Here is a 20,172-nt window from a genome sequence, read left to right on the forward strand (position 1 = left end):
CGCACCGGGCTCGGTAATCGAGGCCGGCTTCCGGCTGGACGGCTCAGGTTAGCTCCGCTGAGGGATCGGTGGCGCCGAGCGTCCGCGAGTCGTCCTTGAGGTCCACGCCGGAGCGGCCGAGCCGGCGGGCGCCGACGACGAGACCCGCGGCGACCCGGGCGGCGGCCGCGTAGCCGAGTCCGTCGGGCGGATGGATGTTGGATATGCAGTTGCGCCGGGCATCTGTGCATCCGGGCTCGGCGCCGTGGGTGAGATAGATCCCCAGGCTGTCGGCCACGGAGAGTCCGGGGCGCTCCCCGATCAGAACGAGCACGGTCGGTGTCCGGAGTCGCTGCGCCACATGGTCTCCCAGCGCCACCCGGGCCTGCGTAGCGATGACCGGCGGGGCGACCGTGACATCCGCGGGGAGTGCCCCGACTATGGCCGTCACGAGCCCGACCGCATGCTCGGAGAGTGCCCGCGGCGAGAGACCGTCGGCGAGCACGATGGCGACGTCGTGCTCCGAGGCCCGCGCGACGGCGGCGAGCGGACTCAGGTCCGCGGGCAGCCGTCCGAGGTCCGGTCGGCGAAGGTATTCGCTGCGGTCCGACGCCCGGCTCGTGATCGCCGTCGCCTCGCCGATACCCAGAGCCCCTATGGATGAGGCGAGCCGGACGACATCGAGGGGTTGGTGCACGGCGTCGCGGGCCGCGGCATGAGCGGCGGCGAATTCGAGAACGCGGGACGTAGGCAACGCGTCGCCTGCCCGCCCCAGACCGATTCGGGCCCGCGTGACGGTCTTGAGGTCGTGCCAGAAGTCGGGTGTCGTCATCGTGCCACCCCCTGCGCGAGCGCGCGCAGGGGCGAGGACTCGACGGCGAGGTCTCGCAGCGATCCATCGGCATCCGCCATACCCTGTGTACGGAGCCAGGATTCGAACTCGGGTGCCGGGCGCAGGCCGAGCGCGCGACGCGCGTACAGCGCGTCGTGGAACGCGAGTGACTGGTAACCGAGCATGACGTCGTCGGCGCCGGGCACAGTGATCACGAACGCGACTCCTGCTACGCAGAGCAGGGTGAGGAGCGTGTCCATATCGTCCTGGTCGGCCTCTGCATGGTTGGTGTAGCAGACGTCCACGCCCATGGGCACGCCGAGCAGTTTCCCGCAGAAGTGGTCCTCCAGTCCGGCACGGACGATCTGCTTTCCGTCGTAGAGGTATTCGGGTCCGATGAACCCGACGACGGTGTTCACCAGCAGGGGGTCCAGGTCGCGGGCCACTGCGTACGCGCGAGCCTCTAGGGTCTGCTGGTCGACGGGAAGCCCGCTCGTGCCGAGGTGGGTGCCGGACGACAGTGCCGAGCCCTGGCCGGTCTCCAGGTACATCACGTTGTTCCCGACGGTGCCACGCCCCAGCGAGCGGCCCGCGGCGTTCGCCTCGCGCAGGAGTGGGATGTCCACGCCGAATGCCGAATTCGCGCCCTCGGTGCCAGCGATCGATTGGAAGACCAGGTCTACCGGTGCGCCGGCCTCGATCAGTCCCATCGTCGTGGTGACGTGCGACAGCACGCAGGACTGGGTGGGGATGGCGTAGCGAGTGCGGATCTCGTCGAGCAGGCGTAGTAGGTCGGATGTCGCCGTGGGGGAGTCGGTGGCCGGGTTGATCCCGATCACGGCGTCGCCGCATCCGAGCAGAAGGCCGTCGAGGGTGCCCGCGGCGATGCCCAGCGGATCGTCGGTGGGATGGTTGGGCTGTAGCCGCGTCGCGAGCGTTCCCGGAAGGCCTATGGTGGTACGGAATGCGCTGTGCACGTGGGCCGCCCGGGCAACGGCGATCAGGTCCTGGTTGCGCATCAGCTTACTCACCGCGGCCACCGTCTCGGGGGTGAGTCCCGGTGCCAAGGCGGTGAGGCTCCGGGCTGCGTCCGCCTTCGTGACGGTCGCGAGCAGATGATCGCGGAGTCCGCCGACCGTCAGGTGGGCGACAGGCGCGAAGGCGTTCCGGTCGTGGGTATCCACGATCAGGCGAGTGACCTCGTCGGTCTCGTAGGGGACGACCTGTTCCTCGAGCAGGGCCGTGAGCGGAACGTCGGCGAGGCACCACTGCGCTGCGGCACGTTCGGCGTCGGACTCGGCGGCGCAGCCTGCGAGTTCGTCGCCCGAGCGTGCAGGTGTCGCCTTCGCGAGGAGTTCCACCATCGAGTGGAACGTATAGGTCGTGCCGGCGACCGTCTGGGTTCGGATCATTCGAGCTCCTCCTCGGCGGCCGCGAGCGCGGCGAACTCCTCATCGGGGGAGTTGGCCACCAGGTGGTGCCGACTGTACAGCGCGAAGTAGGCCATGAACGCGGCGAACGCGAGGACCGTGAGCAGCGCTGCGACCGGGTCGACGAGGAACGTCGCGACGACGGCGATGGCCGCGACGACCAGAGCGAAGCCTGTGGTGAAGACTCCGCCGGGTGTCCGGTAGGGGCGCCGCATCCGCGGCTCGCGACGGCGGAGCACGATGTGACTGATCATCATCAGCACGTAGCTGAGGGCCGCGCCGAATACCGCCATGTTCAGCAGCTTGGCGCCCTCACCCGTGAGCGAGAGCGCGAATCCGATAACCCCTGGCACGATGAGCGCGAGCGTGGGCGCCTTACGGGAGTTGGTGACGGACAGGCTCTTCGGAAGATAGCCGGCGCGGGAGAGGGCGAAGGTCTGCCTAGAGTAGGCATACATGATGGAGAAGAAGCTGGCTACCAGGCCCGCGAGACCGATGTAGTTCACGAGTTTGGCGGTGCCACCGTCGCCCAGCGCTTCGACGAGTGGGTTACTCGACGTGGAGAGGGCGTGGGCACCGAGCGCGCCGGTTGCGAGCAGGAAGACCGTCGTGCCGGTGACGATGAGGACGGCCATAGCGACGATGATCCCGCGCGGGACGTTGCGCTCCGGCTGGCGTGCCTCCTCGGCGGCGAGTGGAACGCCCTCGATGGCCAGGAAGAACCAGATCGCGAACGGCACGGCGGCCCATATGCCGAACCAGCCGTGCGGCAGCCACGCCGAAGCGCCCGCGTCGGTGGTCGGCGCCATATCGGTGAGGCGCCCTGGATCGAACCGGCCGACTGCCGCCACCGCGAAGACCACGAGACCCACCAGCGCGATCGCGGTGATCACGAACATGGCTTTGAGCGCCTCGCCGGCACCCGTGAGATGGATGCCGATGAACAGCGCATACACCGCCAGGTAGACCCACCATCCGTCGTGGATCCCGAAGAGCCCCAACGATTCCACGTAGCCACCGATGAAGGTTGCGATGGCGGCTGGTGCGATCGAGTACTCGATCAGGATCGCGGTGCCGGTCGCGAAGCCGCCCCACGGACCGAGAGCGGTACGGGCGAATGTGTAGCCGCCACCCGCGGCGGGGAGCGCCGACGACAGTTCGGCCATGCCCAGCACCATGGCCAGGTACATCGCCGCGATGACTACGGCTGCGATCGCCAGACCGCCGAAGCCGCCGTGTGCCAGGCCGTTGTTCCAGCCCGCGTAGTCGCCCGACACGACGTAGCTGACGCCGAGACCGGCGAGCAGCACCCAGCCGGCGGAGCCGGAGCGGAGCCGGCGTCGTGCAAGATACTCGGCCGATTCGGCGGTCTCGTCGACGCCGTCGTGGCGGGTGGCCGGCCGGGGCCCGTCGGGGATGGTGCTCATGCGAGACGGCTCCTCGTTGATCGCGGTTCGGGTATGAGCGGGAACACTACGATCGGGACGGTTGCAGGCAGGTTGCATACCTGCCAGGCCGGTCGGGCACTCAGGAGGTCGCGATGGGCACGAGCGCGATGCGGGCGTAGCGCCGTGCCGCCAGCTCGTCGGTGAGGTCGAACGGTGAGGGCTCCTCGATGAGGCACGCGAGCGTCAGGCGGACCAAGGCGTCGGCGCGCATACGGGTGTCCTCGGGGTCCTCGTCACGATTCTGTCGGGTGGTCATCTGGTACATCCCGAACTGGACCCCGAGGTCGATCAGCGAATCCTCCTCGCCGGTGAACAGCGCGACCCGGTCGTCGGGATGCGAGGCGAGCAGTAGCGTGTGGCCGTACCGGCAGCACCGCACAAATACCTCGACGGTCCGCTCGGCCGTGTCCTCGATCGTCTCGAGCACCTCCGTGATCTCGGCCAGGAGTCGCTCCACGGCCCACCTCACCGCGGCCTCGAGGATCGAGTCCTTGGCGCCGAATCGGCGGAACACCGTCATCCGGCTGAGACCGGCCTCAGCGGCGATGGCGTCGACCGTCACGTTGCGAGTCCCCTTGCGCCGCAGAACCGCGAGCGCGGCCCGCAGTACGTCGGCATCCTGGTCCGATACCGCTGCTCGTTGCTCGAATGCCCTGTTCAGTAGCTCTGGGAGCGCGGCGCCTGGACGTGTCACGAGTCCAGATTGTAGGAGAGGAAATGGGACATTACTCGATCTTCGCATGTCCTTGGGATCAGCACCGTAGATCCGGCGGGACCGGTGTGTTGACTCTCCAGCGGCGGGAGACTGCACGCTGTAGTCGTGACCGACCGAGACGAACTGTTCAGCATCGGAGACCTCGCCGGGCGCACCGGCGTGAGCGTGAAGACGGTCAGGTTCTGGGCCGACGAGGGCCTGGTGCCGGTCCGGGAGCGTACCGCGGGTGGCTACCGGCTCTTCGACGCCGAGGCTGCCGCGCGCCTGGATCTCGTGCGGACGTTGCGTGAGCTCGGCATCGGGTTGCCTACGGTGCGCGAGGTGTTGGCCCGGCAGGAGACCCTTGCCGACGTCGCCGCGGCGCACGCGCTGGCCCTCGACGCCGAGATCCGCACGTTGCGCACGCGGCGCGCCGTGCTCCGGGCGGTTGCACGAAGTGGAAGCACGACAGAGGAGTTGAGAATCATGAACGAGATGGCGAACGTCTCCGCGGCGGAACGGCAGCGAGTGATCGACGAGTTCGTCGACGAGGCCTTCGCGGGCATTCCGGCCGATGCCCCCGGAGCGCATATCGCGAACGGTATGCGATCGATGCCGGCAGAGCTGCCGGACGAGCCGACTACGGCGCAGGTGGAGGCATGGATCGAGTTGGCGGCGCTGGTCGCCGATCCCGGTTTCCGCGCCCGCTGCCGTCAGATGGCGGTCGAGGGTGCCCGGACCGAGGCGCCGGTGATGGTGGACCTCGAGCCTGCAGCGGCCGCGGAGGCGCGGGGCCTGGCCCCGGATTCCGCTGAAGCCGCCACGATTCTCGACGGCATCGTGCCTGCGGGCACGGATCGCGCGGCTCTGGCGGAGCAGATGGCGACGTTCAGTGACCGTCGGGTCGAGCGTTACTGGGCGCTGCTGGGCCTACTCAACGGGTGGCCGCCACGCGAGTCGACGTTCTCCGTGGCCAGCGCCGAGTGGGCGATCGCTGCGCTCCGCGCGCATTCTGCGTGAGGCCGAGGCATTGTCGGAGCGGTGCGGCGGGACCCGGATACCCGCCGCACCGGCTGTCGGCATGCACTCGGCGGGAGCGCAGCAGATCAGGGTGTTTCGTCGCCCGTTCGCTGCCGGACCGAGGATCGCAGTGTCTCCGACGGGTTCTCGCCGTACCGTGCACGGTAGGCGGCGGCGAACCGCGACAGGTGGGTGAACCCCCACCGCCACGCCACGTCGGTAACGGACGGCGTGGCGGCGTGGTGATCGAGGAGGCGAAGTTCCTCATGGACCTTGGACAGGCGCATCTCCTGAAGGCTTCGCATAGGCGACGAGTTCAATTGATCGCGGAAGAGACGCTGCAGGGAGCGTTCGGTCGTACCGGCGTATTCTGCGAGATCGGCCAATGTGATCCGCGCGGCGATGTTGGCTTCGCAGAAGCCGAGGACCTCTGCGATGATGCGACTCGAACCGGGCTGTGCCGCAGTGCGATCCAGCTGTTCGGTGCAGCTGTTGCGGTGCCCGACCAATAGGCCCGTCAGGAGGTGGTCCCGCCAGCTGGCCGATGACAACGGATGTGAGAGCACTCCCGAGTCGAGGTCGTCGAGACCGTTTCGAAGTAGCCGGCTCCACGACGCGGCCGCGGGGGTGGAGAGCCCCAGGGAGACATCGAACACCGGCACCGATTCGACAGGGCGCCCCAGGAGCGATGAGAGGCGCCTGGTCATCGTCGCTGTGCCGATCCGAATGTGGAGGTGTGCGGCGTCGCTGTGCATGCGGATGTTCGCGCGCATACCGGGGCTGAGGATCGCTGCGTTGTGTAGACCGATCGCGGTGCCGTCGCTTGCATCGTCGGTGTCGACGGCGATGCTGCTGGTACCGATCACGGGCACGATGACGTCGTAGTAGTCCACGGGCTCGAGGAGCTGCACGTCGACCGCTGCGCCCTGCGACAGATACACGAGGTCGAGGTCCGCGACACGCGCCGCTCTGACGTCGCCGACGAACTCCTCAGCGGTGCGCCTGCGGCGCAACCGGTGCGGGGCGAGCAGATCCGACACCGTGCGCTGGAATTCCGGGATGTCGGCGCCGTGCAGTCGTTCGTGCCCGACAAGCGGCGTGGGTGCCGTGGTATCCGACATCGCGTCTCCCGTCACTAGCTGGCACGGATCCGCATCGGATCGCACTGCGGCAGGCTCGCGCCGAGCGGGCTGCGGCACCTTCTGGAATTCAGGCCAGTGAAGTGTAAACAGAAACGAGTGATGCAATCCATCCAAATGTCTGATTTGTTACCAATCGTACGATTCTCTTACATGAGACCTCTCTGACCTCCAGTATTGCTCTGCGAGCCCCTACGGGCGCCATCAGCGTCCTCTTAAGCAGGTGCCTATGCCAGCCGTCGCTAGCCGGATAAGACCTGTCGCTTAGGGGATAGCGCACGGTGGCCTGCCTCTCATAAATTTGCTTTCGAGAATCGCGTGAGGAGGTCGCGTTCCGGTCGTACACGACCGGGATCGCTACCAGGATGGAGGAATTCGATGAGGGCACGACGAGTGGCGCGTGCCGCGGTGAGCAGCATCGTGGTGGCCGCGGCGATGGCATCGACGGCGGGTGTGGCGCATGCGGATGTGTACGTGCCGCTGCCGAACGGTACGAGGAAGGTCGCGACGGCGGGCAAGTTCAGTGTGACGTTGCGTTCGACGAACAATCACGCGAAGATCCTGCCTTCGCTGGCGACGGCGCAGACGCGCACCACCTGGGTGACGTCGACCGGTTGGGTGGATGTCAAGGGTGCCGGTAAGGATGTGAACGGCACGCTGAACCTGTCGCTGATGTCGGGGTGCCAGTTCCCGGGCGCGATCGGTGTGTCGCTCGGCGTGACCGGCCCCGGCGCTAATGCCGGTACCGGCAACCTGCTCGGTGGAGGAACCCCGTCGGCGGGTGTGTCGCTGGGTGGTGTGAACGGTGGCCTGTCGATTCCGTTGTCGCCCGGTACCACCTCGGGTGTCACCGGCAATGCCGGGCAGTACCCGTGGGCGTCGGTGTTGGACAACATCGCGATCAAGAAGGACGGCACGTATTCGGTGTCGGTGAAGGACTACGACGTGAACTACGGCAACTGCAGCGGGTACGCGCAGGCCCGTGTCGTGACGTGGGTGGAGCTCAAGGGCAGCAACCGTGTCGAGGGCTACCTGTACGGCAAGCCGTTCAGCCTCGGCTGATCTACAGCCCGACGACGAAAGATCTTTCGCCCGTGTCGTGTTGTGCGGGCGCACCACCCGATAGAGGAGACCCATGAAGAAGACGCTCATCCGCGGCTCTGTCGCTGCTGCGGCGGCCGGCACCGCTCTCGCGTGCGTGGCGGCCGGTACGGCCCAGGCCGATACGTTCATTCCCCTGCCCAATGGCAAGGTCACCCAGCGCGTCGGTTCCGGCGCGATCACGATCGTTGCGACCGGTCAGTCGGCGAAGTTGTCGCCGGGCATGGTGGCGTTGCCGACCACTCGCAATGCGTGGGTGTCCGGCACTGTGCGTGCGACGATCAAGGGTAAGGAGCCGGGTAACGGCTCGATCCAGGCCGGCTATGTCGTCGGCTGCCAGGTCGCCGTCGGCAAGACCGGCATCAGTCTCGGCGCGGCGGGCAACTCGGGAGTCACGATCGGGACGTCGCCGACCCTCTCGCCGTCCGTGGCCGGCACGACCGGCGGGGAGATCAACCTCTCGGCCGGCACGATCGGCACCCAGGCGCTGACCCTCGACAAGCCTAAGTGGCCCAAGGCGGGCGCTGAGTTCAGCCCGTCCACCGGCGGCGGTAACGGCTGGCAGGCGCCGTCCCAGTCGTTCGGCTTCGACGGCGATTCCGGCTCGCTGAGCTGGTCCGACACCACCATCGGCACGGACGGCTGCGCCGGCTACGCGCAGGCGCGCTTCTACGCCTACGTGACCGGCCAGGTGGGCAACGCCGAGGGCACCGCGGTGCTCTGGGGTAAGCCCTTCACCCTCGGCTGACGGCGACCGGCGTTCGCTCCCGGTCAGCCGCGACCGTCCCGCCTCCACCTCGTAAGACCCGGATAACCACTCGAGCAGAACAAAGAACGGAAGGCAAGGTCATGACTTCGTGGCAGCGTACTTGGCGGCACAGCCAATCTCCGGCGTCGGTATCGAGGACTCGCATGGTGGGGCCGGCGGTAGCGGCGGTCATGCTCGGTTCGGTCTGGCTGGGCGTGGGAACCGCTCACGCCGGCGGTATCCCTACGGGTGGTCTCGACCCGGACAACCCAGCGGCCGCCGGTCCGCGGCACAGTAGCGGGACCAATGGTGCCGGCGGGGGAACTGGAGCGGCCGGTGCATCGAGCTCGTCGGCGGGTTCCCATAGCCGAGCGTCGGGCTCGTCGCAGGGAGCGACCGGAAGCGGTGCGAGATCGAATTCATCGAATCCAGGTTCGTCGGCATCCCGCGCGCAGGGATCGTCTTCTAGCGATGTGAATCGTGCCGCGCCCAGATCCGCTCCCGCGCGCAACGCCGGCGACAACGGCTCGTCGAACAGTACGGCCAGGTCGAACGGGTCGACCGGCTCTGCCAACCGAGCGTCGAGCAACGCCGCCTCGTCATCGGCGTCGAGCAACACGTCGTCGTCCTCGCCGGGATCGAACGCTGCCGCCGGCTCGCAGGCCGGTTCGACGACATCTGCGGCGACGAGCGACAGCAGGTCCGCCGCCACGAGGCCGGTCGGCTCGATAGACAGCGGAGGATCGCATTTTCCTGCCGGCAGTGCGACAGGCACGTCCGCGAGCAGCAGCACCAGCGATGCGGCGGCCGCGGCGGCGGCCGCCGCGGCCTCGGCGAACTCGGCGTCCTCGGGGCTCGGCCTCGGCAATATCGGGCGACTGTTCTGACGCCGGTCGGTGACGACCGTGGCCACCATCGATGATGGGATCATCCCGATGACGAGCGCGACTCCGCGTCCATCCTTCTGTTCGATATTCCTCGCCGCGATCGTCGCATTCGTCCCGGCTGTACACGCCGGCGGTGTCGCTGCCGCAGCGGCACCGCCGGTGCCGAGCCCGACCGGATGGTCCGCCCGCGCCGACGATTCCACGCATATGATGACCATCTGGCATGGAGCATCGGTCGTTCGGGTGATTCCGATCGCCATGGGGAATCGTAAACATCCCACGCCCAACGGCATCTATCACACGATGCAGAAATTCCGTTCGATGGTTATGGACTCGTCGACGTTCGGAGTCCCTGTCGATTCTCCGGAAGGCTACAGAACCCCCGTCGAGTACGCGACGAGGCTCTCCTGGGATGGGATCTTCATTCACGCCGCACCCTGGTCGGTGATGTACCAGGGAAGGACGAATGTCAGCCATGGGTGCATCAACGTGAGCACGGCCGACGGTCGCTACGTCTACGACGAGATGCCGATCGGCTCCACCGTCGAAGTGATAGGGACGAGCGGAGGAACTTACACCCCGGGGACGTGAGTGCGCAGACGCTTCGGCCCGCGTCATACCGACTCGGCCGTGAGCAGTTCCAGGGGATGGAAGTCTGTGCATCTCCCTGAACGGTCGAGGAGCGACCCCAGTCTTTTCGGCGTATCGAAGGTGACAGCTCGATCCACGACGATGAAGCCGGGCACGACCGTCTCCAGGTCGGACTCCAGAATCGGCAGTTCGCCGATCCTGCGCAGCCACACGGTCATCAGGATGTTCGCGGTGCCCGTGACTTCGCAGCACACGCGGATCTGGGGGAATTCCGCGAGTGCGTCCATCAGATGCGTGAGCGCCTGGGGCCGTACCCGTGCCCACAGGTTCGCCGTTACGGGCCAGCCGCCGAGGACGTGCGCGACTTCGCATCGAATGGAGAGTATGCGTTCGGCGACCAATGACTCGAGTCGGCGGCGGACGGTAGGGGCGCTCAATCCGCTGTCCGCAGCAAGATCGACGGCGGAGCGCCGGCCGTCGAGAGCAAGATGGGCGATGAGCGCCAGGTCGGCGTCGTCCGGCGAGTGACTCATAGGACGGTGACGGGCGCGGTAGCGGGCTAATACCGACTCGTCCTCGTCGCCGAGTGCCGAGACCCGCCATCGTTCACTTTCGCCGAATACCTGCATCACCACCCGCGTGCGCGTGCGTGCGACCTTCGGAGATGCAGCGAGCTCCTGAACCCAGTCGCCCAGGGTGTCGAGGTCGGAAGTCATCACCGTCAGCAAGAGATCGCTGTCGCCGGCGACGCGCTGAATGGTCGCCACTTTCCCGTCGCGCGCCAATGTCGCCACGAGATCTATCGCTCCGGAGTGGATCTGGACCTCGACGAATGCGGTGCATTGTGTATTCAGGAAGGTCGCACCCGGATAGGTGACGATCCACGCCAGTCCGTCCCGCCGCAGTCGTTCCCAGCGCCTCGCGGCGGTGGGTCCGCTGACGCCGGCGACCTGACCGACCACATCCCAGGGCGCCCTCGCCGCTGCCTGCAGAGCGTGAACGATTCGGAAGTCAACGGCGTCTGGCACGTCACAATTCTGCACGAAAGAGGCTCCGGAAGAGCACTTCTCGACAAGCGCGATGCCGTGTGGCGCCGTTCCCTAGCGTCAGGCACTGCTCGGCGGATGCCGAGTGAGCAGAGGAGAGTAGGACATGCGAATCACAGTGATCGGCGGAGGCCACGGCTCGTACGCGGCGGCGGCGGATATGTTCGAGAAGGGACACCAGGTCACATGGTGGCGTCGCAACGGCGACGAGTTCGCGTTGCTGCTCGCGTCGGGCGGACTGACCGTGGACGACCACCGGGGCGCCCGCACGGTGCCCGTCGGAACCGCCCAGGGCATAGCGATAGAGACGGAACTGGGGCGCGCTGTCGCCGGGGCGGAGATCGTGATCGCGCCGGTACCCGCATTCGCCCACGAAGACCTGGCGCAGAGAATGGCACCTCATCTCGTCGACGGTCAGGTCGTATATCTGCCACCGGGCAGCCTCGGAACCGTGGTATTCGCACGCGCCCTGGCCGCGGTGGGGAACTCCGCGAAGATCGCGGTCGCGGAGACCGGCACCCTGCCGTATCTCGCCCGCAAACACGACGAAGGTACCCGTGTCGTGATCAGTGGTCACGCGACACGGTTGCCGACCGGTGTCCTGCCCGCCCGAGACAGTGAATGGGCGCTGGCACTACTTGGACGGATATACCCGGTCGAACCCGTCGAGGATGCCATGAGTGCGGCTCTGATGAATGCGGGGCCGATCATCCATCCACCGCTGATACTGATGAATGCGGCTCCCCTGGAACACTTCGCGGCGTGGGATATCCATAACGAGGGGACGCAGGACTCGATCCGCAGGGTGACGAGCGGGCTCGATGCCGAGCGCATCGCCGTTCGGACAGCGCTCGGCTATAGCGCACCGCATTTCCCCCTCGCGGATCATTACTCCGCCGACGGCGACGAGTGGATGTACGGCAATGCCGCGCATGAGAAGCTCACCGACAGCGGAGATTGGCGAGAGAAGATCGATCTGCACAGCCACCGGTACATGCGCGAGGATGTGGAGGTCGGTCTCGCGCTGCTGGTCTCCCTCGGTCGATGGGCGCAGGTCCCCATGCCGATCGCGACCGGTCTGCTGGCGATCGCAACGGCGATCACCGGCCGACCTGCGTCTGCCGGCGGCAGGACTCTGGAGGCGCTGGGACTTGCGGAGCTCGATCGCGACGCCATGGTGCGCATCCTCCGCGAAGGATTCGCGTCGTGACCATGGATTCGGTCGCAGTGGTAGGAGCCGGCCGTATGGGCCGGGGTATAGCTACGGCCCTCGCGTTCGGGCGAGTCGACGTCGTCGTGGTCGACCTACCGGACCGCGGGGATGCAGCCATCGCGTATCGGGAGTCCGTTCGAAGCACGGTCGACCGGGCGCTCGACCTCAAAGTGGAGCTGGGACTGCTGGACCGGTCCGACCTTCCCGAGGTGCGCGACCGCGTCCGAGTGGTGGACCGGTCGGGCGCGGCATCGCTGATGGCGTCCGCGCAGATGGTCTTCGAGGCGGTGCCGGAGGTGATGGATGCCAAGCGTGCCGCGCTGCGTTGGATCGAGTCGACCGCGGGGGCGGACGTCCCGATCGCGTCCACGACGTCGACGTTCCTGGTGGATCACCTGGCGGACTGCCTTTCCCGGCCGCACCGACTCCTGAACGCGCACTGGCTCAATCCCGCTGACCTGATGCCGCTCGTCGAGGTCAGCCCGAGTGCGCGCACCGACGGCTCGGTGTTGTCCGCGGCCTGTGCACTCCTCGCGTCGATCGGCAAGAGCCCCGTGGTGTGTGCTGCCTCCCACGGATACATCGTCCCGCGGTTGCAAGCGCTCGTGATGAACGAGGCGGCGCGCATGGTCGACGAGGGGGTCGCCAGTGCCGAAGAGATCGACCGTGCCGTGCGCATCGGCTTCGGTTCGCGATTCGCGGTACTCGGTTTGCTCGAGTTCATCGACTGGGGCGGTTGTGACACCTTGTATCACGCGTCCCGCTACCTGCAGAACGAGCTCGGCGAGCGCTTCGCCCCGGCCGAACTCGTGGAGAGGAAGATGGCGGCCCATCGACGGGGAGTTGAGGATGGAGCGGGCTTCTACGCCATCTCGCCATCGGCCGCGGACGGTTACCGTGCCGAGCGGACGGCGAAGTTCGTCGAGGTCTTGGCGGCTACCGGGAACCTGCACGGATACGCCTCGCTCCCCATACGCGACACGCCACGCCGCGCCGTCCCGAGTGGGGCACGATCATGACATCGGTCGACGAGTTCTCCTGTGGCTCAGGACGTTCGTCCGAGCGCCCGACCAGGATTGCAGTCGCCGCCGGGGTGGGCACCGTTCTCGAGTTCTACGACTTCGCCATCTATGGCACGGCCACGGCACTGGTCTTCAACAAGGTGTATTTCGACGTCCGAGACCCGTGGCTGGGCACTTTCCTCGGTTTCGCGACATTCGCCATCGGGTTCGTCATGGCACCGGCCGGGGCGGCGTTGTTCGGTCACTTCGGTGATCGGTTCGGCAGGCGCGCTGCACTGACGACGGCCTTCATCATGATGGGTGGCGCAACACTGGCGATGGGGTTGGTGCCCGACTCGCGTTCCATCGGTATCGCGGCGCCGATCATTCTGATATTCCTTCGGATGGTCCACGGGATCTCGCGGGGTGGCGAGATCGGCGGCGCTGTGACCCTGACCGCCGAACACGCCCCTCCGCACAGGCGCGGGTTGTACGGGTGCTTCGTCACTCTCGGGTCACCGGTCGGTGCGATCCTGGCGAACCTCGCCTTCGCGTTGGTCCTACTGCTCCCCATGAACGAGATCATCGCGTGGGGATGGCGTATCCCATTCCTGGTGGGCGGAGTCGTGCTGGTGATCGGCGTCTGGACGCGTACCCGTATCGCGGATACGCCGGCATTCACGAACCCGGACCTCGCAGGAGCGATTCGAACACCCGAGCGTGCGCCTTCCGGGCTGGCCGTGCTCCGTGACGACTGGTGGGGTGTGGTGCGGACGGCGGGTATCAATGTCGGCCAGAACTGCTGTGCGTTCCTCTACTTCACCTTCATGCTCTCCTTCTTGACCGAGGCCGCCCCGGGCCGTGGTTTCGCGCGCTCCGATGTGGTCATGGGAATCACCCTTGCGCTCGTCTTCCACGCCGTCACAGTGGTGCTCAGTAGTTGGCTGTCAGACCGTCTGGGTCGCAAGCCGGTAGTGGGTTTCGGCATGGTCTCCTCAATCTTGATCGCGCCCGTCGTCTTCTCGGTGGCCGTCGACGGGTCACTGACGGTATGTATCGCCGCGATCTGTGTCGGATTCGCGTTGACGGGCTTCGTGTACGGCCCGATGTTCACGATGTTCGCCGAGCAGTTCCCGGTTCGGCAGCGGTACAGCGGCGTCGGCATCGGTTACCAGGTCGGCGCAGTGGTGGGTGGCGGTATCGCACCGATGGTCGCGAACCGGATAGTCGCGGTCTCGGACAGTGTCGTACCGGTCGGCTTCTATGCCGCTGCATTGATGTTGGTCAGTCTGCTGTTCCTCGTCGCCGCCCCCGAGAGTGCGCCGCTCGCTGTGCGCACTCCTTTCCGTCAGCGCCTCGGAATGCCCTTATAGCTACGGTCTCCCGCGTTCCGCGAGCGCTACGGCCGTCCAGAATTCGACGAGATCGTGTTTCGTCGAAGAGCCACCCCGAGGGTGTGCCGGACCCGGACGCCGAATAGAAGTTCCGAGGCTGCACTCGGCCCTTCCGGTCCTGCTATTATTCAATAATGAACATTCCTTATTGAATTGGCAGCATACCGGCGCGTGCCGGTTCGAATGTTCGAATCGGTCGACGGTCGAGATCAGCGGCCTGCGACGGGACGGGAGTGCGATCGATGGCGCGGCGGGACTGGATGACGACTGTGCTTGCTCTGATGGCCGCTGGTCGGCGGGCGCCCGGATGTACTCCGACTTCGAGTCTGGGTGGGGAGCTCTACCAGAAAGCGTTCCGGCACGCGGATTGCGCGATGGCGTTGCACTCTGCAGATCGGCGGTTCGTGGATGCAAACGAGGCATTCGTGGAGATGCTCGGCTATTCGCGCGCCGAGTTGCTCGGGATGACCGTCTCCGATGTCGTACACCCGGACGAGCAGGATGAGAGTGCTCGGTGGGCGGCGCAGTGGCTCGCCGGGGTGCGCAAGGGGGCGCCCGCCTTCGGTCGTGTCGTCTGTAAAGACGGCTCGGTCGTAGCGGTCCGGGTGCGCAAGACCGTGGTATCCACCGAGCAGGGCCTATTCGCGCTCGCCACGCTCGAGCAACTGGGAGCACAATCGGCATTCGAACGTGACTCCCACTACGACGAACTCACTGGCCTGCTGAACAGGCGCGGTCTGCGTCGAGCGCTGCGGACCTCTTACCCGAGCGACCTCCGCGTCACGGTAGTGCTCGTCGATATCGATCGCTTCAAGGCCGTGAACGATCGTTTCGGGCACGCTGCGGGAGACCTCGTGCTGGCGTCGGTGGCGAAGAAATTGGCACACGCCGCCCCCGATCATGCGCTGGTTGCGCGGTGGTCGGGCGATGAGTTCGTCGTCTGCATCCCCGGGGGCAGCGATCTCGGATTCCTCTCCGACGACCTGCGACGCAGAAACGACGACGAAGGGCTGCCGCCACTCTCCGTGGGAACCACGGAGTTCTCGCCGGTGGCCGAGACGATCGACTCAGCACTGGTACGTGCCGATGATGCGATGTACCGGGACAAGTTCCGCGACCGGCCGATGCGGCGGCTTCTCGCCGTTCTGCGCGGTCGCGAGCGATGAGGCGGGGGCTTCCCCGGTAGCGCCGGCCGGCGATCGATGAATGGAGACGACCATGTCGACGCAGCACAGGATCCGACGGTCGAGTTGGTTGCTGTACCTGGTGGCATTCGTGGCGCTCGCCGGCGTTGCCGAACTCCTGCGTGCCGACGACCTGGCGATCATGATCATGATCCTCTCGTCAGGATGCTCGGCGATCGTCGCCGGAGCGCGAACGATCGATATGCGGCGAGTCCGGATCGCCGCGCCGCTCGCGATCGGCATAGCCGTCACCGGGGCCACGCAGGCGCTCGCCTGGGTCTTCCCACATGGTCCCGGTGCGTCGCTCGTGCTCCAGTTGATCGTTCTGATCGGGCACGTTTCCGTGGGTTACGGAGTTATGGAGTGGGCGCGCATGCGTGCGCTGTCCAGCAGGTCGCCGTGGCTGGTGCCGGCGGTGGCGTCGATGGTCGTGCCGGTGGTGTGGGCTGTCGCCGCCGTATTGCTCGGCACAGGATGGAGTGCACTGACCGACGTTCGGGTGGCGTCTGCGTTGCGGTTGGCGGTCGACGCGTCGGTTCTGGTGATCGTGGTTCAGGCATCGGCGGTGGGTGCACGGCGCAACGGTGCCTTCAAACTGCTGCGATACGGCTTCGCGGCCCAGGTGGGCTCCGCAGTGGTGTTGGCGACAAGCATCTGGCACGGCTTCGGTATCCCGCTCCTGTTCCGTGGTTTGACCATCGTCGCGATGGCCCTGTTCGGGGCGGCCGCACTTCACCCCGGCTTCCGTGGGGAGCGGGCGACGGCCACGGTCGCGGTGCAGGGACGGGCGTACCGGGTCATCGAGACCGCCACGCTCGCGCTCGCCATCGCCGTCGCGCCGGGTTTCGCCGCGGGTGACGACAATGCGTTCGAGGTCCTGCGTCTGCTGGCCGCGATGCTGCTCGTCGCCCTGATCCTGACATGGAGTGATCGCGCGCTGCGGGACCTGGAGGCACGCGCATCCGATGCGCGCTACCGCAGCATGCACGACCAGCTCACAGGATTGCCCAACTGGGTGCTGATGGTCGAGGACATGGAGGCGGCAAGGGGATCGGGTTCCATCGGCCGGCAGGCGGACGGAGCGGCAGATGCCGCTCTGATCCTCGTAAAGATCGATGGATTGAGGACCGTGATCGGATGTTACGGACACGCCGCAGGCGATGAGCTCCTGCGCGCCGTCGCCTTGCGGATCAGGTTGACGTTGGGGGACAGCGGCAGGTTGTATCGGCACGATTTCGACGTGTTCGCGGTACGTGTCGATTGCGCCGCGGACCGCGCGATGGAGTTCGCCGAGCGGACCGTGAACGAACTATCGGATACATTGCCGATCGGCGGCATCAACCTCGGGTTCTCCGTGCGAGCGGGTGTCGCTTCTCTCGGGAATCGCCTGCTCACGCCGCAGGAGCTGATTCGTGAAGCCGATTCCGCCGTCGAATCGGCCGGCCGGGGAGGGGTCCGCTCCGTCGTGGAGTTCGACGATCGGCAGCGGGCGGAGGCGATCCGGAGGTGGGAGGTGAGTGCCCGACTACGAGAAGGGTTGCAGGCGGGCGAATTCGAGTTGCACTATCAGCCGATCGTGCATGCGCGCAGCGGGACCGTGGCCGCGTATGAAGCTCTCCTGCGATGGCGTGATGGCGACACCATCCGAGGTCCGGAGTTCTTCATGGATATCGCCGAGGACTCGGGGATGATCGTGGACATCGGGGAGTGGGTCTTCGACACCGCTGCGCGCGCCGCCGCTGAGTGGGGGGCGACGCGTGCGGTGCGGACTCCCGTCACAGTCAATGTCAGTGCTCGACAGCTGCTGGATGCGAGGCTCGCCGATCGTCTTGCCAGAGCGCTGGACCGACACGGGCTCGCCCCCGAGGCGATGTGGGTGGAGCTCACGGAGACCGCCCTCATCGCGGACACGGCGAACGCCGCACGCGTGCTCTCGGAACTGGCCGAGCTCGGCATCACCATATGTCTCGACGACTTCGGGGTCGGTTACTCCGCGCTGTACCACCTCAGCATGTTCCCGATCAGCGTCGTCAAGATCGACAAGTCGTTCGTTTCGGTGTTACGCGCGCGTGCGAGCGGTGGCGAGGAGACGCGTAAGCGGAGAGTCGTCGTCCGCAACATCGTGACCATGGCCCAACAGTTGGGCCTGTCCACGGTCGCAGAGGGAGTGGAGGACGCGGAACTCGACGAACAGGTCGCGGCCCTCGGATGCACGTACGCCCAGGGGTGGTATCACGGGCGTCCACTCGCGCGCGTCGATACCGGGGCGCCCGACCATATGTGATCGCTGTGCTTCGACTTCCTCGGATGAGGCGGGTCGGTCCGGTGCCGGGCGCCCGCACCCTCAGGCCGAACCGTCAGGCTGGCGGTCGCCGCGCTCTCCGTGCCTTGCGGCTATCCGGTCGTCGGGCGTCGGCGTACCTCGCTGCGGTAGAGGACCAGACCGAAGAGGCATTGCTGCACGATCTCGTCGGCCAGGTAGCTGTCGATGTCGACCACGTCGCACTCCGGATCGCGTTCGAGGAGGTCGACAACAGCCGGAGTCATGGTGGCGATGCTCAGGTCGAACACCTCACCTCCGAGGTCGGTGATGACCGCTTCGGAGCGGCCGTCCCAAGCATCGATACGTGCCCAGTGCCGGATGCCGCATCCTTCGATCGCCTCGATGAGTATCCGGGTGGCGACCGGTTCGAACCGATCGTCTCCGCGCCGACCGATGATTCGCAATGCGGCACGATAGCCGACTCCGTGCTGCCGCCCGTAGCTCCTCGCGGCGCGCTTCACAGCCGAATTAGATGTCACGAGTTCACCATCCGATTCCGTGGCGGAAGCGTCCGCGCCGTCCGCCACCCGTGGGAGGGCTGAACAGGTCGCAGATCCAGTGGACCTTGCCCTCGGTCGCTGTCGGTGGCGGCGCGGACGCCGGGACGGCTCGGGTGGCTGTGCGAGCAGCACTGCCACCGATGCTACAACTCTTCGCGCTACCGCGGTCCCGTCCTCGCCGACCGCAATCAACGTATTGGTCGGGATATGTCGTTAATTCCCATCATCTAACTAAGCGCATCGCATACGGACGACTACCCGCGGGGCGAGAATCGACTCGCAGGCCGCGGGAATCGACGGGCAGGAGCATGAGGTGACATCTGCGACGGCGCCGGAATCGCCGAGATTGACGGCGGACCAGAAGAATTCGTTCGCCGCGGCGTACCTCGGCTGGGCGATGGACGCGTTCGACTACTTCCTGGTGGTGCTCGTCTACGCCGACATCGCCAAGGAGTTCCACGTCAGCCTCGATCGGATGGCGTTCATCACCACGATGACACTCATCATGCGCCCGGTCGGGGCGTTCCTGTTCGGTCTGTGGGCCGACCGCGCTGGTCGCCGCATCCCGCTGATGGTGGACGTTACGTTCTATTCGGTCGTCGGGTTCCTATGCGCGTTCGCCCCGAACTTCACGGTGCTGATGGTGCTGCGCATGCTCTACGGAATCGGCATGGGCGGTGAGTGGGGCCTGGGCGCTTCTCTGGCGATGGAGAAGATCCCGTCGAGCCGCCGCGGATTCTTCTCGGGCATCCTGCAGAGCGGATACTCGATGGGCTATCTCATGGCGTCGCTCGCGTTCCTGTTGCTCAACACCGTGTTCGGGCTGAATTGGCGGTGGATGTTCGCGCTCTCGATCGTCCCTGCCGCGATCAGCCTGATAATCCGTTCGCGCGTCAAGGAGTCCGAGGTCTGGGAGCAGACGCAGGAGCGGGTGAAGCAGACGCAGACCGGCTTCCGGGACGTGTTCGGCAACCCCGCGATCTGGCGGCGCTTCGTGTTCCTGGTACTGCTCATGACTGCCTTCAACTGGATGAGCCACGGAACGCAAGACGTGTACCCCACGTTCCTCAAAGCGAAGGACGACGGTGGCCTGCACCTCACCGCATCCCATGCGACGTGGATCGTGGTCGGCTACAACATCGGTGCGATCATAGGCGGCACGATCGCGGGCGCCCTCTCGGAACGCTTCGGTCGCAAGGTCGTGATCATCGCATTCGCCGTGATCGGCCTGCCGATCGTGCCGCTCTTCGCGTACTCCCACACCGTCGGTCTGATCACGCTCGGCTCGTTCCTGATGCAGGTCGTGGTGCAGGGCGCGTGGGGTGTCATCCCGGCGCATCTGACCGAACTGTCACCCGACGAGATCCGCGGCTTCTATCCCGGCGTCACCTATCAGCTCGGAAACTGTCTCGCCGCCTTCAATCTGCCGATCCAGGAACGGCTTGCGGAATCGCACGGCTATCCGTTCGCGCTCGCATGGACGATCGTCCCGGTGCTGATCGCGGTCGTCGTTCTGACGGCGATCGGCAAGGAGCGCAAGGGGGTTCGGTTCGGCACCGCCGAGACCTCGGTCGCGACGGGCCAACGTCCCGCCCCGACGTGAATGCGTGGCCCGTGACGCCGGATGAGGTGTGCAGGCTCG

18 protein-coding genes are annotated in these 20,172 nt (G+C 66.4%); 10 read left to right on the plus strand and 8 right to left on the minus strand.

Annotated features, from left to right (window positions below; all coding sequences use genetic code 11):
- Window positions 1-43: 43 nt before the first annotated feature.
- The 4 genes from eutC to P0W64_RS00235 all read right to left on the minus strand — a co-directional run bounded on the left by eutC (window position 44) and on the right by P0W64_RS00235 (window position 4,383).
- Window positions 44-811 carry an ethanolamine ammonia-lyase subunit EutC gene (gene eutC / locus P0W64_RS00220; protein ID WP_275478034.1) on the minus strand — a complete coding sequence of 256 codons (768 nt, stop codon included), beginning with the start codon at window positions 809-811 and terminating at the stop codon, window positions 44-46.
- Window positions 808-2,223 carry an ethanolamine ammonia-lyase subunit EutB gene (locus tag P0W64_RS00225; RefSeq protein WP_275478035.1) on the minus strand — a complete coding sequence of 472 codons (1,416 nt, stop codon included), beginning with the start codon at window positions 2,221-2,223 and terminating at the stop codon, window positions 808-810. The genes eutC and P0W64_RS00225 overlap by 4 nt, the downstream gene beginning before the upstream one ends.
- Window positions 2,220-3,668, minus strand: coding sequence for an ethanolamine permease (gene eat, locus P0W64_RS00230; protein WP_275478036.1), 1,449 nt, complete (start codon window positions 3,666-3,668; stop codon window positions 2,220-2,222). The genes P0W64_RS00225 and eat overlap by 4 nt, the downstream gene beginning before the upstream one ends.
- Before the next feature lie 100 nt (window positions 3,669-3,768).
- Window positions 3,769-4,383 (minus strand): TetR/AcrR family transcriptional regulator, encoded by a 615-nt coding sequence (locus tag P0W64_RS00235; RefSeq protein ID WP_275478037.1) that lies wholly within the window; start codon window positions 4,381-4,383, stop codon window positions 3,769-3,771.
- A 126-nt stretch (window positions 4,384-4,509) separates the two neighbouring features.
- On the opposite strand from P0W64_RS00235, the gene P0W64_RS00240 reads away from it, so the two are divergent.
- Window positions 4,510-5,403, plus strand: coding sequence for a MerR family transcriptional regulator (locus P0W64_RS00240; RefSeq protein WP_275478038.1), 894 nt, complete (start codon window positions 4,510-4,512; stop codon window positions 5,401-5,403).
- Between the two features lie 86 nt (window positions 5,404-5,489).
- On the opposite strand, the gene P0W64_RS00245 is transcribed toward P0W64_RS00240, so the two are convergent.
- On the minus strand, window positions 5,490-6,524 hold the full coding sequence (locus tag P0W64_RS00245; RefSeq protein ID WP_275478039.1) for an AraC family transcriptional regulator: 1,035 nt from the start codon (window positions 6,522-6,524) through the stop codon (window positions 5,490-5,492).
- Between the two features lie 396 nt (window positions 6,525-6,920).
- Between P0W64_RS00245 and P0W64_RS00250 the strand changes: the two genes are divergently transcribed.
- On the plus strand, window positions 6,921-7,604 hold the full coding sequence (locus tag P0W64_RS00250; protein WP_275478040.1) for an MspA family porin: 684 nt from the start codon (window positions 6,921-6,923) through the stop codon (window positions 7,602-7,604).
- Window positions 7,605-7,677: 73 nt separating this feature from the next.
- Window positions 7,678-8,391, plus strand: coding sequence for an MspA family porin (locus tag P0W64_RS00255; protein ID WP_275478041.1), 714 nt, complete (start codon window positions 7,678-7,680; stop codon window positions 8,389-8,391).
- A gap of 226 nt (window positions 8,392-8,617) precedes the next feature.
- On the opposite strand, the gene P0W64_RS00260 is transcribed toward P0W64_RS00255, so the two are convergent.
- The gene (locus P0W64_RS00260) at window positions 8,618-9,307 is read right to left on the minus strand and encodes a hypothetical protein (protein ID WP_275478042.1); all 690 of its coding nucleotides are present in this window, start codon (window positions 9,305-9,307) and stop codon (window positions 8,618-8,620) included.
- On the opposite strand from P0W64_RS00260, the gene P0W64_RS00265 reads away from it, so the two are divergent.
- Window positions 9,297-9,869: a L,D-transpeptidase gene (locus P0W64_RS00265; RefSeq protein ID WP_275478043.1), complete on the plus strand. Its 573-nt coding sequence runs from the start codon at window positions 9,297-9,299 to the stop codon at window positions 9,867-9,869. The two genes, P0W64_RS00260 and P0W64_RS00265, sit on opposite strands and share 11 nt — an antisense overlap.
- A 23-nt stretch (window positions 9,870-9,892) precedes the next feature.
- Here the strand turns inward: P0W64_RS00265 and P0W64_RS00270 are convergent, their stop codons facing one another.
- A complete protein-coding gene (locus tag P0W64_RS00270; protein WP_275478044.1) occupies window positions 9,893-10,897 on the minus strand; it encodes an Lrp/AsnC family transcriptional regulator in 1,005 nt (334 codons plus the stop codon).
- 124 nt (window positions 10,898-11,021) lie between these two features.
- Here P0W64_RS00270 and P0W64_RS00275 point away from each other — a divergent pair, with 124 nt between their 5' ends.
- From P0W64_RS00275 to P0W64_RS00295, 5 genes are all read left to right on the plus strand, one after another.
- The gene (locus P0W64_RS00275) at window positions 11,022-12,125 is read left to right on the plus strand and encodes an NAD/NADP-dependent octopine/nopaline dehydrogenase family protein (protein WP_275478045.1); all 1,104 of its coding nucleotides are present in this window, start codon (window positions 11,022-11,024) and stop codon (window positions 12,123-12,125) included.
- A gap of 2 nt (window positions 12,126-12,127) precedes the next feature.
- Window positions 12,128-13,147, plus strand: coding sequence for a 3-hydroxybutyryl-CoA dehydrogenase (locus P0W64_RS00280; protein WP_275478263.1), 1,020 nt, complete (start codon window positions 12,128-12,130; stop codon window positions 13,145-13,147).
- The gene (locus P0W64_RS00285) at window positions 13,144-14,502 is read left to right on the plus strand and encodes an MFS transporter (protein ID WP_275478046.1); all 1,359 of its coding nucleotides are present in this window, start codon (window positions 13,144-13,146) and stop codon (window positions 14,500-14,502) included. The genes P0W64_RS00280 and P0W64_RS00285 overlap by 4 nt, the downstream gene beginning before the upstream one ends.
- Window positions 14,503-14,804: 302 nt before the next feature.
- Complete coding sequence (locus P0W64_RS00290; RefSeq protein WP_275478264.1) at window positions 14,805-15,689, plus strand: sensor domain-containing diguanylate cyclase; 885 nt, start codon at window positions 14,805-14,807, stop codon at window positions 15,687-15,689.
- 52 nt (window positions 15,690-15,741) lie between these two features.
- Window positions 15,742-17,991: a bifunctional diguanylate cyclase/phosphodiesterase gene (locus P0W64_RS00295; RefSeq protein ID WP_275478047.1), complete on the plus strand. Its 2,250-nt coding sequence runs from the start codon at window positions 15,742-15,744 to the stop codon at window positions 17,989-17,991.
- A gap of 110 nt (window positions 17,992-18,101) precedes the next feature.
- On the opposite strand, the gene P0W64_RS00300 is transcribed toward P0W64_RS00295, so the two are convergent.
- Complete coding sequence (locus P0W64_RS00300) at window positions 18,102-18,434, minus strand: hypothetical protein (protein WP_275478048.1); 333 nt, start codon at window positions 18,432-18,434, stop codon at window positions 18,102-18,104.
- Between the two features lie 409 nt (window positions 18,435-18,843).
- On the opposite strand from P0W64_RS00300, the gene P0W64_RS00305 reads away from it, so the two are divergent.
- Window positions 18,844-20,133: an MFS transporter gene (locus P0W64_RS00305; RefSeq protein WP_275478049.1), complete on the plus strand. Its 1,290-nt coding sequence runs from the start codon at window positions 18,844-18,846 to the stop codon at window positions 20,131-20,133.
- The last annotated feature ends 39 nt before the right edge of the window (window positions 20,134-20,172 follow it).

This window comes from Tsukamurella sp. 8F (assembly GCF_029167375.1).
Taxonomy (GTDB): domain Bacteria; phylum Actinomycetota; class Actinomycetes; order Mycobacteriales; family Mycobacteriaceae; genus Tsukamurella.

Coding starts and splice junctions, on each gene's coding strand:
- P0W64_RS00280 (WP_275478263.1), top strand. CDS start 12,128: ATGGATTCGGTCGCAGTGGTAGGAGCCGGCCGTATGGGCCGGGGTATA.
- P0W64_RS00225 (WP_275478035.1), bottom strand. CDS start 2,223: ATGATCCGAACCCAGACGGTCGCCGGCACGACCTATACGTTCCACTCG.
- P0W64_RS00295 (WP_275478047.1), top strand. CDS start 15,742: ATGTCGACGCAGCACAGGATCCGACGGTCGAGTTGGTTGCTGTACCTG.
- eutC (WP_275478034.1), bottom strand. CDS start 811: ATGACGACACCCGACTTCTGGCACGACCTCAAGACCGTCACGCGGGCC.
- P0W64_RS00255 (WP_275478041.1), top strand. CDS start 7,678: ATGAAGAAGACGCTCATCCGCGGCTCTGTCGCTGCTGCGGCGGCCGGC.
- P0W64_RS00260 (WP_275478042.1), bottom strand. CDS start 9,307: ATGGTGGCCACGGTCGTCACCGACCGGCGTCAGAACAGTCGCCCGATA.
- P0W64_RS00245 (WP_275478039.1), bottom strand. CDS start 6,524: ATGTCGGATACCACGGCACCCACGCCGCTTGTCGGGCACGAACGACTG.
- P0W64_RS00250 (WP_275478040.1), top strand. CDS start 6,921: ATGAGGGCACGACGAGTGGCGCGTGCCGCGGTGAGCAGCATCGTGGTG.
- eat (WP_275478036.1), bottom strand. CDS start 3,668: ATGAGCACCATCCCCGACGGGCCCCGGCCGGCCACCCGCCACGACGGC.
- P0W64_RS00290 (WP_275478264.1), top strand. CDS start 14,805: ATGGCCGCTGGTCGGCGGGCGCCCGGATGTACTCCGACTTCGAGTCTG.
- P0W64_RS00275 (WP_275478045.1), top strand. CDS start 11,022: ATGCGAATCACAGTGATCGGCGGAGGCCACGGCTCGTACGCGGCGGCG.
- P0W64_RS00285 (WP_275478046.1), top strand. CDS start 13,144: ATGACATCGGTCGACGAGTTCTCCTGTGGCTCAGGACGTTCGTCCGAG.